The organism is Actinocorallia sp. A-T 12471, from assembly GCF_033875155.1.
GTDB lineage: Bacteria > Actinomycetota > Actinomycetes > Streptosporangiales > Streptosporangiaceae > Actinocorallia.
On the sequence record NZ_JAWZTE010000005.1, the window covers coordinates 463,449 to 479,368 of the forward strand.

The window sequence follows — 15,920 nt, forward strand, 5'->3', positions numbered from 1 at the left end:
TCGCGTAGACCGCCCGCCGTCCGCTGGAGGATGCGATGCGCCAGTTCCGGATCGAGATCCCACAGGAAGACCTCGACGACCTGCACCGCAGGCTCGCCGCGACCCGCTGGCCCGACGAGCTGCCCGGTGTCGGCTGGACCCGCGGCCACCCGCTCGAGCCGCTGCGGGAGCTCGCCGCGCACTGGGCCGACGACTTCGACTGGCGCGCCGCCGAGGACCGCCTCAACGCCCACCCGCAGTTCCTCACCGAGATCGACGGGGCCACCGTCCACTTCCTGCATGTGCGCTCGCCCGAGCCGGACGCCGTCCCGCTGATCCTCACGCACGGCTGGCCGGGCTCCGTCGCGGAGTTCCTCGACGTGATCGGACCGCTCACCGACCCGCGCGCGCACGGCGGCGACCCCGCCGACGCGTTCCACCTGGTGATCCCGTCGATCCCCGGCTACGGGTTCTCCGGGCCGCTCACCGAGACCGGCTGGGACGTCCCGAGGATCGCCAACGCCTGGGCCGAGCTGATGACCCGCCTCGGGTACGCCGAGTTCGCCGCGCAGGGCGGCGACGCCGGGTCGCCGATCTCCCTCGCGCTCGGCACGATCCACCCCGACCGCGTCATCGGCGTGCACGTCAACATGCTGATGGCGTTCCCGTCGGGCGACCCGGCCGAGATGGCGAACCTCACCGACGACGACTTCGCGCGGCTGGCCGCGCTCGGCAGGTTCGACGCCGACAGGTCGGCCTACATGAAGCTCATGCAGACCAGGCCGCAGACCGTCGCCTACGCGCTCACCGACTCGCCCGTCGGCCAGCTCGCCTGGATCGCCGAGAAGTTCGCCGAATGGACCGACCCCGCGTCGGTGATCGACCGCGACACGCTGCTGACCATCGTCTCGATCTACTGGTTCACCCGCACCGCGGGCTCGTCCGGCCAGTTCTACTTCGAGGGCGCGCCCGCCGTCCGCGCCCTCATCGAGGGCAACGCGCCCCCGCCGATCGGCGTCCCCGTCGGCGTCGCGGTGTTCCCGCACGATCTCTTCCCGCCGATCCGGGCGTTCGCCGACCGCGACGTCCCGACCATCAAGCACTGGACGGAGTTCGCCGGCGGCGGCCACTTCGCCGCCCTCGAACAGCCGGGCGCGCTGGTCGAGGACGTCCGCGCCTTCTTCCGGTCGCTGCGCTAGCCGCCGCACCCTCGCCGCCGCACCTTTTCAAGGAGACCGTATGCGCAAGACAGTCATCGACGCCTGGGTGTCGGACCTGACCTTCCCCGGCTACATGGACCGCTGGCACCGCCTCGTCGCCGAGTTCGAGGCCCGCCACCCCGACCTTGAAGTGCGGCTGCACGGGGTCGGCTTCTTCACCGGCCCCGCCGAGATCGCCGAGGCCATCGCGGCGGGCCGTGGCCCGGCGATCGCCGAGTACTACTTCTACATGGCCCCCGTCGCCCGCGACACCCTGGCGCTCGACGGCAGCCCCCGCTACACCTCGGTCGAGCGCGCCGTCGGCGGCCGGACGGAGATCCTCGGCGAGCCGGTCGTGCTCGGCGACGTCCTCCCCGCCATGCGCGAGCAGTACACCTACCGGGGCGACCTCACCTCGATGCCGTCGGTCGGCACCACGACCCTGATGTACGCCAACACCGCGCTGCTCGAACGCGCCGGACTGGCCGAGCTGCCGGAGACCTGGGACGAGGTCGAGGCGGCCTGCGCGGCGCTCGGCGGCGTCTCCCCGCACGCGCTGACCTGGCCCAACCACGGCATGCTCTACCAGCAGGTCCTCGCCACCCGGGGCGGGCTGCTGTGCGACGCCGACAACGGCCGCGCGGGCCGTCCGGAGAAGGTCGAACTCGCCTCGCCGCAGATGCTGGCGTTCGCCCGGTGGTGGAAGGGCCTGCACGACGCGGGCCACCATGTCTCCACCGGGAAGATCCCCGACTGGGAGGGCAACTTCCGGCTCTTCGCCGAGCAGGACGTGGCGCTGCGCGTGTCGTCGTCCAACGACGTCAACTACATGGCCGAGGCGGGCAAGGCCGGCGGGTTCGGGGTCGCCGCCGGGCGGCTGCCTTATGACGCGTCGCTGCCCTATGGCGGCAACACCGTCGCGGGGACGTCGCTGTGGCTCGCCGACGGGCTGCCCGAGGCGGTCAGGGAGGGCGCGCTGGCGTTCCTGCAGTTCGTGCACAACCCGGTGAACGCGGCGGAGCGCCACAAGGGCACGAGCTTCCTGCCGATCACCAGGACGGCCTGCGACCTGCTCGCCGAGGAGGGCTGGTTCGCGGCGAACCCGCACCACAAGGCGGCGGTCGAGCAGATCGACGCCTACCCGGCGCGGACCGGCCTGACCGGCACGCCGCCCTGCCGTGGCGCGCTGTTCGGCGACTTCGCGGGCAACCAGGACGTCATGACCCGCGCGATGGCCGACGTGCTCGCCGGGGCCGATCCCGAGGAGCGGTTCACCGCCGCCACCATCGAGGCACAGCTCCTGCTCGACGCCTACCACGCCGACGCGGCCGACGGCGGCCCGAGCGCCCCCACGAGCCTGCGGATCGAGTACTTCCGCGACGCCGAGGCGTACTCCGGCGCGGACCTGGAGAACGTCGTGCAGCTCAGCGGGGCCGAGTGATGGCCGCGCCACACGCGTCGATCCAGCACGCGTTCGCCGCCCAGGCGGCCCGCACGCCCGACGCGCCGGCCGTCGAGTGCGGCGACGCGGTCCTCACCTACCGGGACCTCGACGAGCGGGCCAACCGGCTCGCGCACCGGCTGCGCGCGCTCGGCGTCGGGCGCGAGTCCCCGGTCGCGATCCTCATGGACCGCTCGGCCGACCTCGTCGTCGCGATCCTCGCCGCGCTCAAGTCCGGCGGCTGCTACCTGCCGATGCACGGCGACGCGCCGGCCGACCGGCAGCGGTTCGTCATCGAGCAGTCCGGCGCGCCGGTCCTGCTCGCCGACGCGGCGTCGGCGGCGCGCGGGCTGCCCGCCGCGCCGCGCGTGCTCGTCGTGGACGAGGACACCTCATGGCTCGCCGAACCCGCCGACGACCCCACGCCGCCCGCCCACCCCGGGCTGCTCGCGTACGTCATCTACACCTCGGGCTCCACCGGGCACCCCAAGGCCGCGTCCGTCGTGCAGGGCGAGGTCCTCGCGCTGATCGGCGACTCGGCGTGGGACGGCGGGAACCACCGGCGCGTCCTGATGATCGCGCCGCACGCGTTCAACGTGTCGACCTACGAGCTGTGGGTGCCGCTGCTGCGCGGCGGGACCGTCGTCGTCGCGCCGCCCGGCAGGATCGAGGTCGAGACGCTGCGGCGGCTGCTGCCCGGCATCACCGGCTTCCACCTGACGGCGGGGCTGTTCCGTGTCGTCGCCGAGGAGGAGCCCGCGCTGCTGGCGGGGGTCGCCGAGGTGCTCACCGGCGGCGACGTCATCGCGCCGGGCGCCGTCCGACGTGTCCTCGACGCCTGCCCGGGGATCACGATCCGGGCCATGTACGGGGCCACGGAACTCACCCTGTTCAGCACCCAGGGGCCGATCCGCGCCCCGTACCAGCCGCCGAAGGTCGTGCCCGTCGGCAAGGCCATGGACGGCGTACGGGTCTACGTGCTCGACGAGCGGCTCGGCCGGGTGCCCGCGGGGGTGACCGGCGAGGTGTACGTCGCAGGGCGCGGCGTCGCACGCGGCTACCACGGGCTCGCCGACCAGACCGCCGAGCGGTTCGTCCCCGACCCGTACGGTCCGGCGGGCTCGCGCATGTACCGGACCGGTGACCTGGCCCGCTGGACCGACGACGGCGACCTCGAGTACGCGGGACGGCTCGGCGACCAGGTGAAGATCCTCGGGTTCCGGGTCGAGCCGAGCGAGATCGAGGCGGTCCTCGCCGCGCACCCCGGCGTCGCGGACGTCGCCGTCGTCGGGCACGAGGTCGAGCCGGGCAATCGCAGGCTCGTCGCGTACCTGGTGCGCGCGTCGTTCGACTGGGAGACGCCCGAGCTGCGCGACCTCGTCGCGGCGTCGCTGCCGCAGTACATGGTGCCGTCGGCCTTCGTGGTGGTGGACGCGCTGCCGGTGACGTCGAACGGGAAGCTCGACCGGCGGGCGCTGCCCGAGCCCGACTTCCGGCCGGCGACCGCCTACCGCGCGCCGACCACGACCACCGAGGAGATCCTCTGCACCCTGTACGCGGAGGTGCTCGGCGTCGGCAGGGTCGGCGTCGACCACAGCTTCTTCCACCTCGGCGGCCAGTCGCTGCTCGCGATGCGGCTCATCAGCCGCATCAAGTCGATGCTGCGGGTGAACGTCCCGATCAGCGCCCTGTTCGACGCGCCCACGGCGGCCGGCCTCGCCGTCGAGGTCGACCGCCTGCGCGCGGCCCGCGCCGCCCGCGCGGCAGCCCGGACCGCTTCCTGAGGAGCCTGACGCATGCTCACGAACCCGTTCGACTCGCCCAACGACGCCTACCTCATCGTGGTCAACGCCGAGGACCAGCACGCGCTCTGGCCCGACCTCGTGGCGCTCCCCGAGGGCTGGACCCCGGTCTTCGGCCCCGAGGACCGCACGGTGTGCCTCGACCACGTCGCCACCCTCTGGACCGACCTGCGCCCGGCGTCAGTCCGCCGATTCCTCGCCGACGATCCCGCGACCCCCTGACCCACGGCACAAGAGGTACGGCCCGTCCCCGGTTCTCCGGGTACGGGCCGTTCGGTTCTGTGCGGGTGTCGGGTCAGGCGAGCCCGAAGTGGGACCTGGCGAGCTCGCGCGGGGCCAGCGTCGACAGGAACGTCCCGGGTCCCGCGTGGCTGTGCAGGGTCGACATGTCGCGCCAGACCCGTTCGACGCGCTCGCCGGAGCGGACCGAGCTCGATCCCGCCGTCGGGAACAAGTGGGACTCGACGGCCCGCCAGGACAGCCGGATGGCCTCCCGGCTCGTCAGGGCGAGGGACAGCTCGTGTTCCCTGGTGAACGCCGACGGGCCGGTCACGCAGGTGTCGTGCCAGGTCCTGACCGCCCCGAGGACCGCGGACTCGGCGGCGGCGACCATGCCCGCCGCCTCGCCGTAACGGAACTGGAAGCCCGGGTCCTCGGCACGGCTGACGATCGGGGGGAACGACGTGGTGCGGACGCGCATCAGCTCGGCGTAGGCGTCGAGCGCGCCCCTCGCCATGCCGGCGGCCAGCGCGCCGAGCTGGAGCAGCATGAAGCTGAGCGGCCCGCCCGCGTACTCGGGACCGGCGTGCAGGAGGCGGCCTGGGGTGTCCTCGGTGACCGCCGTCTGGCTGAGGTGGAGTCCCAGCGCGTGGTGGGCGGGCACGAACGCGTCGTCCACGACGACGCTGTGCGAGCCGCTCCCGCGCAGGCCGAGGGAGTTGCCCCAGTCATCGAGCCGCCGCCATGACGCGCGGGGCAGCACGAACAGCAGCGGCGTCGGCGGTCCGTCGGGGCCGACGACAAGGGTGTGGCCCATGAAGTGGGTCGCGTAGGGCGACCCCGAGCAGTACCCGAACGTCCCGCTGACCCGCCACCCGCCGGGGACGGGCGTCGCGATCCCGGCCGGGGCGACCGTCGCCGGGCACAGGAAGTCGGGCGAGGCGAACAGCTCCTCCTGTGCCTCACGTCCGAACAGCGTCGCCGCGGCGAGCGCGTGCGCGTGCGCGAACGTGTACATCCACGCCGTCGACGGGCAGCCGCGCGCGAGCGTCATCACGACCCGGAAGAACGCCTCGGCCCCGAGTTCGAGCCCGCCGAACACGCGCGGGGTGAGAACCCGGTAGAGACCCGCCTCGGCGAACCGCTCGTGCAGGTCGGCCGCGTACATCGTGGCGTCCTCCGTCTCGGCCTGCCGCTCGACCAGCAGCGGGACGAACTCCTCGGCGCGCGCGAGGAGTTCGTCAGCGCCGGGGGCGGGCGGCGCGACGGCCGTCACGCGCCCTCCTCCGCACGGCTGTAGACGAGCTGGACGACGCCCGTCGCGAACGCGCGCGACGAGCGCAGCGCGAGCGGGATCTCGGCGGTCCCCTCGGGGAACAGCCGGTCGCCGGAGCCGAGCACGAGCGGGAACACCATGACGCTCACCTCGTCGAGCAGCCCGCGTTCGAGCAGCCACCGCAGCACCGAGACGCTGCCGTTGACGACGATGTCGCCTCCCTCGGCCGCCTTGAGCGCCGCGACGGCGGCGGCCGGGTCGTCGCCGACGAGCGTGGTGTTGGCCCAGTCGGCCTCGGTGAGGGTCGAGGACAGGACGTACTTGGGCGTAGCGGTCATCTGCTTGCCGAACGGGTCGTCGCGCTTGTCGCCGGTGAAGGCTTCGGCGAACGTCTGGTAGGTGCGGCGGCCGAGCAGGATGGCGTCGCCGCCGCCGAGCTGGGCGGCGATCGCGCCCTTCACCTCGTCGTCGAGCAGCGGGGGCGCCCACTTCTCGGGGGTCTCGGCGACCCCGTCGAGGGACACGAACACGTTCGCCACGATCCTGCGCATGGTCTTGGGCATGGTCTTGGGCATGAAGGTCTCCTTCTACGGGACGGGAACTGCCTCGCGGTCGGCTCCGGCGGCAGGCTCGGCGGCGGGACGGGACAGCCCGCCCGGCGTCCAGACGCGCCGGCCGAGGTCGAGGGTGAGCGCGGTGACCAGCACGGACCGGACGACGAACGTGTCGAGCAGCACGCCGAGCGCGACCGCGACGCCGATCTCCACGAACTGGACGAGCGGCATCGCGGCGAACACCGCGAACGTCCCGGCGAGCACGAGCCCCGCGGAGGTGATGACGCCGCCGGTGGCGCGCAGCCCGCGCAGCATGCCCTCGCGGGTCCCGTGCCGCGCGGATTCCTCCCGGACCCTGGTCATGAGGAAGATGTTGTAGTCGACGCCGAGCGCCACGAGGAACACGAAGATGTAGAGCGGGAACGCGGCGTCCGTCGAGGCGAACCCGAGCGCGTCGAAGATCAGCGCGCTCGCGCCGAGCGCCGCGGCGAACGACAGCGCGACTGTCGCGACGAGGACGAGCGGCGCGACGACGGCGCGCAGCAGCAGCCCGAGGATCGCGAGGATCACCACGAGCACGATCGGGATGATCACGAGGTTGTCGCGCGAGGTCGCCTCGTACATGTCCATCCGCAGCGCGGTCGGGCCGCCGACCTTGGCGTCCGCGATCGCGTGCACTGCCTCCCGGACCGCGACGACGGTGTCGGCGGCGGCGTCGCTGTCGGGCGCGTCCGCCAGGGTCGCCTCGACGCGCGCGAGCCCGTCCTTGACCACGGGTTCCCCGGTCGCGGCGACCCCCGGCACTGAGCCGACCGCCGCGGTGACGGCGGTGGCCGCCTCGGCCTTGGCGATGACGACGACCGGCTGTCCGTTCTGCCCGGCGGGGAAGTGCCTGGCGAGCGCCTCCTGGCCCGCGATCGAGTCGGGCTTGCCGGTGAAGGTGTCGGCCGCGGTGAGGCCCGCGGGGTTCAGCAGGAACGAGCCGGTGGCGAGCGCGGCGAGCGCCAGCGAGGCGGTCACCCAGATGGCGCGGGGCCGTCTGGCGATGCCCGTGCCGAGCCGCGCCCAGCCCCTGCCGGTCTCGGCGACGGCGACGCCGGGCCGCGGCCTGCGCGGCCAGAAGATCCAGCGGCCGAGCACGACGAGCAGCGCGGGCAGCAGCGTCAGCATGGTGACCAGCGCGACGCCCACGCCGATCGCGAGGACGGGGCCGAGCCCGCGCGTGGAGTTCATGTCGGCGGCCATGAGGCAGAGCAGGCCCGCGCCGACCGTCGCGGCGCTCGCGGCGACGGCGGGTCCCGCCCGGTGCAGCGCGGCGGCCATCGCGGCGTGCCGGTCCTCGGTGCGGGACAGCTCCTCGCGGTAGCGGGCGATGAGCAACAGCGCGTAATCCGTGCCCGCGCCGATGACCAGGACGGTGAGGATGCCCGCGCTCTGCCCGGTGACGGTCAGCCCGACGCCCTCGGCGAGCAGGTAGATCAGCCCCTGCGACGCCGTCAGCGCGGTGACCGCGCAGAAGATCGGCAGAATCCACAGGACCGGGCTGCGGTAGGCGAACAGCAGGAGGACGATGACGACGAGGACTGTCGCGCCCAGCAGCGCGCCGTCCACCCCGGAGAACGCGGCGGCTGCGTCGCCGTCGAACCCGGCGGGTCCGGCGACCTTGACGTCGAGGCCGTCAGCGCCCGGTCCGGTGATCTCGCGCAGGCCCGCGATCCGGTCGGCGATCTTGTTGTAGCCGTCGGCCCCCATCGCGACGGGCACGACGAGCTGCAGCGCGGCCCCGTCGGCGGCGGCGATCGGCTCGCTGACGGGCCCCGCGACGCCCTCGGCGGACGCCAGCGCGACGGCGTCGGCGGCGGCCTTGGCGAGGTCGGCGTCGGTCAGCCCCGAGGCGCGCTCGTAGACGATGACGGCGGGGGCGGTCTCGGCGGTCTCGAAGCTCTTCTGGAGTTCCACGACCCGGGTCGACTCGGCCGATCCGGGCAGCCACTGCGCGGCGTCGTTCTTCTGGACCCCGGAGAGCTTCCCCGCGAGGGGGCCCGCGACGCCCATGAACAGGACGAGCCAGACGACGAGTGTCACCCACTTGCCGCGCCGTCCGCAGACGAATTTCATGGTTGCTTTCTCCTTGGTTCTCTTGGGGGGAGGAGGAACGCCGAAGGGCCGTCCCCGCCGGACCGCGGGGACGGCCGGTGCGGGCCGGGTCAGAAGTAGAGGGTGTTCGGCTCGAGCCCGCACAGCACCCGGCCGTACAGTTCGGCGTTGGTCGCCGGGTGCATGAGGGCGTGCAGGCCGATCGCGGCGGCGTCGGCGGCGATCCGCTGGAGCGGCACGTCGCGGTAGACCGAGGAGCCGCCGCCCGCCTCGGCGAACGCGTCGGCGGAGCGCTTGGCGAGCTCGCAGGCCCGGCCGAGCGAGGCGCGCGCGGCGGCCCGCTCCTCGGCGGTCCACGGCGCACCGGCCTTGCCGTCGACAAGGGCGGCGACGCGGTGCGCGTGGAACAGCGACTCGTCGGCGAGATGGGTCGCCTCGGCCAGCCGCAGATGCGTGACGGGGGCCTCGGCCTGGCTCTCGTAGGAGGTGTAGGTGATCTTGCGGCCGGGCAGCCGGTCGAGGAACGCCTCGCGGGCCGCGCGGGCGAGGCCCGAGGCGACGCCGACCGACAGCGCGGACGCGGTCGGCAGCAGCGGCGCCTGCCACACGGGCGACGCGGCGTTGGCCTCCGAGGCATACTGCTCGGCGAGGACGAGAGGCAGCGGCAGCACCCGCGCGGCGGGCACGAAGACGCCCTCGGCGACGGTCGAGACGCTGCCCGTGCCGCGCAGGCCGAAGGCGTCCCAGTCGTCCACGACGGTCAGCTCGCTGAGCGGCACGACGGTGAGGACCGGCCAGAACGAGGCCCCGTCCGGGGTCGGCGCGAGCGCGACGATGATCTGCCAGTCGGCGTGGAGCGCGCCGGAGATGAAGCCCCAGCGGCCGTCGAGGACATAGCCGCCGTCGGCGGGCGCGCACATGCCGCTCGGGCTGAGCGTGCCGCACAGCCTGACGTCCGGAGAGGCGAACACCTCGTCCTGCACGGGGTCGGGCAGCAGGCCCGCCATCCACATGGTGATCGCGTTGACGCCGACGACCCAGGCCGCCGACCCGTCGCCGCGCGCGAGCTCGGCGACGGTGTCGACAACGGTACGGGCGCTCGCCTCAGCGCCGCCGTAGCGCGCGGGCTTGCGCAGCGCGAACAGCCCGGCCTCGGTGAGCGCGGTGACGACGGGTTCCGGCAGCCGCCGCGCGTCGGCGGTCGCCGCGGCGTGCTCCTTCAACAGCGGGACGAGGCCCGCCGCCGCGGCGACGGGGTCGAGCCCGGTTCCGGGGGGTGTGTGGGTGACGGTCACCCTTCCTCCTCAGGGGAAGTGCCGGTGCGGACGCGTCCGCCGGGGCCTCAAGCGTTCCGCCACGCGGGGCCACCGCACATCTTCAGGAATGCCGACCCCGCGACAGTGCTGCGCACTTTCCAGTAAGCGCCCCCGCCGTTCCCGGTGCGATGGTCGGCTGAGCAGCCTGATTTCGAACCTGGAGCGCAGAAATGACGATGACCTCACCCGTCTCCGCCGCCGACCAGTCCGCGATCGCCGCAGTCCCCGGCAGGATCGTCGCCGCGTGGGCGGCCCACGACGGCGCGGCCTTCGCCGACGTGTTCACCCCCGACGGCACGATGATCCTGCCCGGCGTGTTCCAGAAGGGCCGCGAGGCCATCGCCGCGTTCATGGGCCAGGCGTTCGCCACGGTCTACCAGGGCACCCAGGTCACCGGCACGCCGTTCGGGCTGACTTTCCTGTCCGCCGACGTCGCGGTCCTGCTCACCAACGGCGGCGTCCTCGCCCCCGGCGAGACCGAGGTGCCCGCAGAACGGGCCGTCCGCGCCTCGTGGACCGTGGTCCGCCAGGCGGACGGCGGGTGGCTGCTGGCCGCCTACCAGAACAGCCCGCGCGAAGCGGCCTAGGGGGAGCCACGATGGAACGGACAGTCGGCGGCCGGGCCGTGGTGCTCGGCGGCAGCATGGCGGGCCTTGTGGCGGCGCGGGTCCTCGCGGACTTCTACCGCGAGGTCGTCGTCGTGGACCGGGACCGCCTGCGCGGGGTGAGCGCCGCGCGGCGCGGCGTCCCGCAGGGCAGGCACGTGCACGGCCTGCTCGCGCGCGGCCAGCAGATCCTCGAGGAGCACTTCCCCGGCTTCACCGCGGGCGCGGTCGCGGCCGGCGTCCCGACCGGGGACCTCGGCGAGCTGCGCTGGTTCTTCAACGGGCGGCGGCTCAAGCCGGGGGCCACCGGCCTGATCTGCGTGTCGGCGACCCGGCCGCTGCTCGAACACCTCGTGCGCGAGCGGCTCCTGGAGATCCCGAACGTCACCCTCGCCGAGGAGACCGACATCCTCGGCCTCGTCGCCTCCGACGACGGCGCACGGATCACCGGCGTCACGGTCGAGCGCGCGGACAAGACCGAGGTGCTCGCCGCCGACCTCGTCGTGGACTGCACCGGGCGCGGCTCGCGCACCCCCGCCTGGCTCGACGGCCTCGGCTACGACCGGCCCGCCGAGGACAAGGTGCGCATCGACCTCACCTACACCACACGCCTGTACCGGCTGCCCGACGAGGGCGTCCTGAACGGGGACCTGTCGATCAACCCGGTGTCGTCGCCGTCGCATCCGCGCGGCGCGTTCTTCTCCCGGATCGAAGGAGGCAAGTGTGTGCTGTCCCTCACCGGCGTGCTCGGTGACGCAGCCCCCGTGGACCCCGAGGGATTCCTCGACTTCGTCAGGGACCTGCCCGTCCCCGACGTCCACGACGTCATCCGCGACGCCGAGCCGCTCGACGACCCCGTCTCCTTCCGATACCCCGCGAGCGTCCGCCGCCGCTACGAGCGGCTGACGCGGTTCCCCGAGCGGCTCCTGGTGATGGGCGACGCGGCGTGCAGCTTCAACCCCGTCTACGGGCAGGGCATGACGATCGCGGCGCTCGAGTCGCTGAAGCTGCGCGAGCACCTTCTGGCGGGCTCCGCGCCCGACCCGCGCGCGTTCTTCGGCGACATCGCCAAGGTCATCGACGTCGCCTGGGACGCCTCGGCGGGCGGCGACCTCGCCTTCCCCGAGGTCGAGGGGGACCGCACGGCCAAGGTCCGCATGATCAACGCCTACATCGGGCGCGTCCAGGCCGCGGCGACCCGCGACGGCGCGGTCACCCGCGCGTTCATGCGGGTCGCGGGTCTCGTCGACCCGCCGCAGTCGATCATGGCGCCGGGGATGCTGCTGCGCGTGCTCCGCAAGGGCGGCCACGTCCCCGAGCCGGCCCGCGCCGAGGACGTGCCGCACGTGTCCCCGGCCGCGTGACGGGGGACCCGGCGTGAACACCGATCTCGGGACGCCGCCCGCGCTGCTGCGGGCGCGGGCGGCGGCCCGGCCGCACGACACGGCCGTCGAGGACGGATCAGGGCGGCTCACCTTCGCCGAACTCGTCGGCCGGGCCGACGCGCTCGCCGCGCGGCTGCGCGGGCTCGGCCTCGGCCCCGACGACCGCGTCGGCCTGTACCTGGAGCCTGACGCGTCGGTCGCCGTCGCGGTCTGGGGCGTTCTGTTCGTGGGCGCGGCCTATGTCCCCCTCGCCCCCGAATACCCAGAAGACCGCCTGCGCTTCATGGCCGCCGACGCCGCCGTCCGCGCCGTGGTCACCAGCCCGTCCCTCGCCGCCCGCCTCCCCGCCCTGACCCCGCCGAACACCCAGACCATCCTCCTCGACCCCCGGCCCGTGCCCACCCCACCCGGGTCGTGCTCGGGGGGAGGGCCGGGGGCGGGGGATCTCGCTTATGTCATCTACACGTCGGGGAGCACGGGGCGGCCCAAGGGGGTCATGGTCGAGCACGGGGCGCTCGCGGCGCAGCTCGGGTGGCTGCATGACGCGCACGGGATCGGGCCGGGGACGCGGGTGCTGCACAAGACGCCGCTGAGCTTCGACGCCGCCCAGTGGGAGATCCTCGCCTCGGCGTGCGGCGCGACGGTCGTGGTCGCCGCGCCCGGCCTCTACGCCGACCCCGACGGGCTGATCGACGCCGTCGCCGCCGCAGGGGCGACCACGCTCCAGTGCGTGCCGACCCTGCTGCGCGCGCTCGTCGACACCGGGCGGCTCGGCGAGGCCGTCAGCCTGCGGCAGGTGTTCAGCGGCGGCGAGGCGCTGTCGCTGACCCTCGCGCGCGACTGCCGCGCCGCGCTGCCCGGCGCGGTGCTCACGAACCTGTACGGGCCGACGGAGTGCACCATCAACGCCTCCGCGCACGTCGTCGGCGACCTGCCCGAGGGGGTCGGCGGCGTCCCGATCGGCGGCCCCGCCGACGGCGTCGTCTACCGCGTGCTCGACGAGCGGCTGCGGCATGTCGCGCCGGGAGAGGTCGGCGAACTGTACGTCGGCGGCGTCCAGCTCGCGCGCGGCTACCTCGGCCGGCCCGACCTGACCGCCGCGCGCTTCGTCCCCGACCCCTACGGGCCCGCAGGGGCCAGGCTGTACCGGACCGGCGACCGGGTGTCGCTGTCGCCCGGCGGCGACGCGGTGTTCGCGGGCCGCGCCGACGGCCAGGTGAAGCTGCGCGGCTACCGGGTCGAGCTCGATGAGATCAGGCTCGCGATCGAGACGCACGCCTGGGTCAGGCACGCCGCGGCCGTGGTCAGGCCGGACGGCGACCTCGTCGCGTTCGTGGAGCTCGATGAGCGCGAGGCGGCCCTGATGGACCAGGGCGCGGGCGGGGCGCACCACAGGTCGAAGGACGGCCGCACCCAGCTGCGCGCCCAGCTCGCCGCCCCCGGCCGCCGCACCGACCTCGCGGGCAGGCCCGCCCTCGCCCTGCCGGGCCGCACCCCCACCCCGGCCCAGGAGGCGAGGGTCTTCGCCCGCAAGACCTACCGCTTCTTCGAGGGCGGCCCGGTGACCCGCGCGGACCTGCGCCGCCTCCTCACTCCCGCCGACCCCCGCCCCCTCCCGGCTCTCCCGGCCGGGCCGCCGGGGCTCGGGGAGCTCGCGGAGATCCTGCGGTGGCTCGGCAGGTTCCACAGCGACGACAGGCTGCTGCCGAAGTACGGGTACGCGTCGCCCGGCGCGCTCTACGGCGTGCAGGTCCTCGTGGAGACCGCGGACGTGGCGGGGCTGCCGTCCGGTATCCACTACTACGACCCCGCCGAGCACCGGCTCGTGTCCCTGAGCGCGGGTCATGTCGCGCCCGGCGTCCGGCTGCACCTTGTCGGCAGGCGGCGGGCCATCACCCCCGTCTACCGGACCAACGTCGACGAGGTGCTGGAATTCGAGGCGGGCCACCTCGCGGGCCTGCTTGACGAGGTCCTGCCGGGCCACGGCCTGCGCCTGGGCCCACCGGAACCGCCTTCGCCCGGCCTGCCGCTGGAACTCCCCGACGACCTCCCCATCGCGACCTACGCCCTCCTCCCCACCGACCGCCCTTCGCCCTGGCGGCCCGCACCCCCGCTGGACGGCCCCGCCGCCGTCCGCGTCTTCGTGCAGGCCCATCCCGGGAGGATCGCCGACCTTCCCGGTGGCCTCTACCGGTGGGACGGCGCGGAACTCAGGAGCGTCGGCGAGGAGATCGTCCGGGTCAAGGACGTCATCGCGATCAACCAGCGGACGTACCGGCGCGCGTCGTTCGGGGTCGCGCTGTTCGGCCCGCCAGGCCCGTTCGGGTATCTGGAGCTGGGCCGGGCGCTGCACCGGATGCAGGCCGACGGCGGCCTCGGCCTGATGCAGGCCGGGTACAGCTCGCGCGACGGCCACGACCTGCCCGCCGCCGTCCGGCTGCGCGCCCTGCTGCCCGGCGAGGACGGGCCCGTCTACTTCGCCGTCGGTGGGAAGGTCAGCGCCGCCCAGCGCGCGGCACGCGACATGAAAGAGGACTCCGTCCACATGCGCGGCCCCGCCGAGCTGATCCGCGACGACCTCACCGCGTTCCTGCCCGTCTACATGACGCCGAGCCGGGTCGTCCCGCTCGACCGGCTGCCCCGCACCCCCAACGGCAAGATCGACCACCGCGCGCTCCACGACGTGGCGCTCCCCGCTCCCGCCACCGGGCCGCCCGTGCCGCCCAGGACCGACACCGAACGCAGGATCGCCGCGCTGTGGCGGGCGGCCGTGCGGCGTGAGGTGGTCTCGGTCCATGACGACTTCTTCGGCGCGGGAGGCGACTCCCTCGTGGCGGTGAACCTCGTCAACCGGATCAACCGGGAGTTCGGCACGGCGCTGCCGCTCCAGACGCTCATCGAGGCGTCGACGGTCGCCGACCTCGCCAGGGTCGTCGCGGCCGCCGAACCCGCCCCGCCCGCCGCGTCACGGATGCTCCGCCTCTGGCGCGGGGAGCGCGCCGCGTCCGGGCCGTACTCGTCTGGGCCCGGAGCGCGGGCTTTCAAGGGCCCGACTTCGTCGGGCCGCCCGCGCACCGGGCCGGTGTTCTGCTGGCCGGGCCTGGGCGGCTACCCGATGAGCCTGCGCGGGCTCGCGGAACTGTCCGGCACGACGTTCTACGGGGTCCAGGCCCACGGCGTCAACGAGGGCGAGGAGCCGTACCCGACGCTCGCGGCGATGGCCGCAGCCGACGTCGCCGCGCTCCGGACCGTCCAACCGGAGGGCCCCTACACCCTGTGGGGGTACTCCTTCGGCGCACGGCTCGCGTTCGAGACGGCCTGGCAGCTGGAGAGCGCGGGGGAGCGGGTCGCCGAGCTGATGCTGATCGCGCCGGGAAGTCCCCGGCTCGGCCCCGCCGACGCCCCGGAACCCACCGGTGAGCTCGCCGTCCGGGCCCTGCTCTACCAGGTGTTCCTGCGCCGCTCCGACGGCGTCGGCCTCGCCGAGTGCCTCGCCGCCGACGACTTCGCCGCGTTCGTCGGCCGCCACCACCCCGATCTCGACCTCGACCTGGTCCGCCGGATCAGCGCGGTCGTCCGGCGCACCTGCGGGTTCGCCTACACACCCACCGAGCTGCGGGAACGGCGGCTCCGCGCACCCGTCACGGTGTTCCCGGCGGCGGGCGACGGCGACCCGTTCCTGTCCGACGCCGACGGGCTCGACCTCAGGACCGTCCCGATGTCCGCCGACCACTACGGCCTGCTCCGCCCGCCCGGCGTCGCCGCTCTGGCGCGGGCGATCAGGCGGGCCTCGTCCCAGGGAGAGGACCATGCCCCACGTCACCATCAAGCACTTTCCCGCGTCGCTGACTGACGCGCAGGAGGCCGACCTCGTCGCGGCCGTCACCGAGGCGATCCGGGCGGCGTTCGGCTGCTCGGCCGAGGTCGTGTCGATCGCGACCGAGGAGATCCCGTCCGAGGAGTGGCACAGCCGGGTGTACGTCCCGGAGATCCTGCGCCGCGACCACCTGCTGCGCAAGACCCCCGACTACTGAGCGGAGAACCCCG

The 15,920-nt window shown here is 74.1% G+C and carries 12 protein-coding genes; 8 read left to right on the forward strand and 4 right to left on the reverse strand.

The window, feature by feature from the left end; translation table 11 throughout:
- The first annotated feature begins 35 nt into the window (after positions 1-35).
- From R9X44_RS17685 to R9X44_RS17700, 4 genes are read left to right on the forward strand one after another with little or no spacing between them, the layout of a single operon-like run.
- Positions 36-1,178 (forward strand): epoxide hydrolase, encoded by a 1,143-nt coding sequence (locus R9X44_RS17685; RefSeq protein ID WP_319815282.1) that lies wholly within the window; start codon positions 36-38, stop codon positions 1,176-1,178.
- A 40-nt stretch (positions 1,179-1,218) separates the two neighbouring features.
- Positions 1,219-2,619: an extracellular solute-binding protein gene (locus tag R9X44_RS17690; protein WP_319815283.1), complete on the forward strand. Its 1,401-nt coding sequence runs from the start codon at positions 1,219-1,221 to the stop codon at positions 2,617-2,619.
- On the forward strand, positions 2,619-4,403 hold the full coding sequence (locus tag R9X44_RS17695) for a non-ribosomal peptide synthetase (protein WP_319815284.1): 1,785 nt from the start codon (positions 2,619-2,621) through the stop codon (positions 4,401-4,403). The genes R9X44_RS17690 and R9X44_RS17695 overlap by 1 nt, the downstream gene beginning before the upstream one ends.
- 12 nt (positions 4,404-4,415) lie before the next feature.
- Complete coding sequence (locus R9X44_RS17700; RefSeq protein ID WP_319815285.1) at positions 4,416-4,643, forward strand: MbtH family protein; 228 nt, start codon at positions 4,416-4,418, stop codon at positions 4,641-4,643.
- A gap of 73 nt (positions 4,644-4,716) precedes the next feature.
- Here R9X44_RS17700 and R9X44_RS17705 read toward each other — a convergent pair whose 3' ends face one another.
- The 4 genes from R9X44_RS17705 to R9X44_RS17720 all read right to left on the reverse strand — a co-directional run bounded on the left by R9X44_RS17705 (position 4,717) and on the right by R9X44_RS17720 (position 9,862).
- A complete protein-coding gene (locus R9X44_RS17705) occupies positions 4,717-5,916 on the reverse strand; it encodes an acyl-CoA dehydrogenase family protein (protein ID WP_319815286.1) in 1,200 nt (399 codons plus the stop codon).
- A complete protein-coding gene (locus tag R9X44_RS17710; protein ID WP_319815287.1) occupies positions 5,913-6,491 on the reverse strand; it encodes a dihydrofolate reductase family protein in 579 nt (192 codons plus the stop codon). The genes R9X44_RS17705 and R9X44_RS17710 overlap by 4 nt, the downstream gene beginning before the upstream one ends.
- Positions 6,492-6,503: 12 nt before the next feature.
- On the reverse strand, positions 6,504-8,588 hold the full coding sequence (locus R9X44_RS17715) for an MMPL family transporter (protein ID WP_319815288.1): 2,085 nt from the start codon (positions 8,586-8,588) through the stop codon (positions 6,504-6,506).
- An 89-nt stretch (positions 8,589-8,677) separates the two neighbouring features.
- Entirely contained in the window at positions 8,678-9,862 is a 1,185-nt protein-coding gene (locus R9X44_RS17720) for an acyl-CoA dehydrogenase family protein (protein WP_319815289.1), read from the reverse strand.
- Between the two features lie 191 nt (positions 9,863-10,053).
- On the opposite strand from R9X44_RS17720, the gene R9X44_RS17725 reads away from it, so the two are divergent.
- From R9X44_RS17725 to R9X44_RS17740, 4 genes are read left to right on the forward strand one after another with little or no spacing between them, the layout of a single operon-like run.
- Positions 10,054-10,470, forward strand: a complete 417-nt coding sequence (locus tag R9X44_RS17725; protein WP_319815290.1) for an SgcJ/EcaC family oxidoreductase — start codon at positions 10,054-10,056, stop codon at positions 10,468-10,470.
- An 11-nt stretch (positions 10,471-10,481) separates the two neighbouring features.
- Positions 10,482-11,852, forward strand: coding sequence for an FAD-dependent oxidoreductase (locus R9X44_RS17730; RefSeq protein WP_319815291.1), 1,371 nt, complete (start codon positions 10,482-10,484; stop codon positions 11,850-11,852).
- Between the two features lie 13 nt (positions 11,853-11,865).
- Positions 11,866-15,726, forward strand: a complete 3,861-nt coding sequence (locus R9X44_RS17735; RefSeq protein WP_319815292.1) for an amino acid adenylation domain-containing protein — start codon at positions 11,866-11,868, stop codon at positions 15,724-15,726.
- Positions 15,683-15,907: a tautomerase family protein gene (locus R9X44_RS17740; protein ID WP_319815293.1), complete on the forward strand. Its 225-nt coding sequence runs from the start codon at positions 15,683-15,685 to the stop codon at positions 15,905-15,907. Before R9X44_RS17735 ends, R9X44_RS17740 begins: the two co-directional genes overlap by 44 nt.
- Positions 15,908-15,920 lie beyond the last annotated feature (13 nt).

Coding starts and splice junctions, on each gene's coding strand:
- R9X44_RS17685 (WP_319815282.1), top strand. CDS start 36: ATGCGCCAGTTCCGGATCGAGATCCCACAGGAAGACCTCGACGACCTG.
- R9X44_RS17690 (WP_319815283.1), top strand. CDS start 1,219: ATGCGCAAGACAGTCATCGACGCCTGGGTGTCGGACCTGACCTTCCCC.
- R9X44_RS17695 (WP_319815284.1), top strand. CDS start 2,619: ATGGCCGCGCCACACGCGTCGATCCAGCACGCGTTCGCCGCCCAGGCG.
- R9X44_RS17700 (WP_319815285.1), top strand. CDS start 4,416: ATGCTCACGAACCCGTTCGACTCGCCCAACGACGCCTACCTCATCGTG.
- R9X44_RS17710 (WP_319815287.1), bottom strand. CDS start 6,491: ATGCCCAAGACCATGCCCAAGACCATGCGCAGGATCGTGGCGAACGTG.
- R9X44_RS17715 (WP_319815288.1), bottom strand. CDS start 8,588: ATGAAATTCGTCTGCGGACGGCGCGGCAAGTGGGTGACACTCGTCGTC.
- R9X44_RS17725 (WP_319815290.1), top strand. CDS start 10,054: ATGACGATGACCTCACCCGTCTCCGCCGCCGACCAGTCCGCGATCGCC.
- R9X44_RS17730 (WP_319815291.1), top strand. CDS start 10,482: ATGGAACGGACAGTCGGCGGCCGGGCCGTGGTGCTCGGCGGCAGCATG.
- R9X44_RS17740 (WP_319815293.1), top strand. CDS start 15,683: ATGCCCCACGTCACCATCAAGCACTTTCCCGCGTCGCTGACTGACGCG.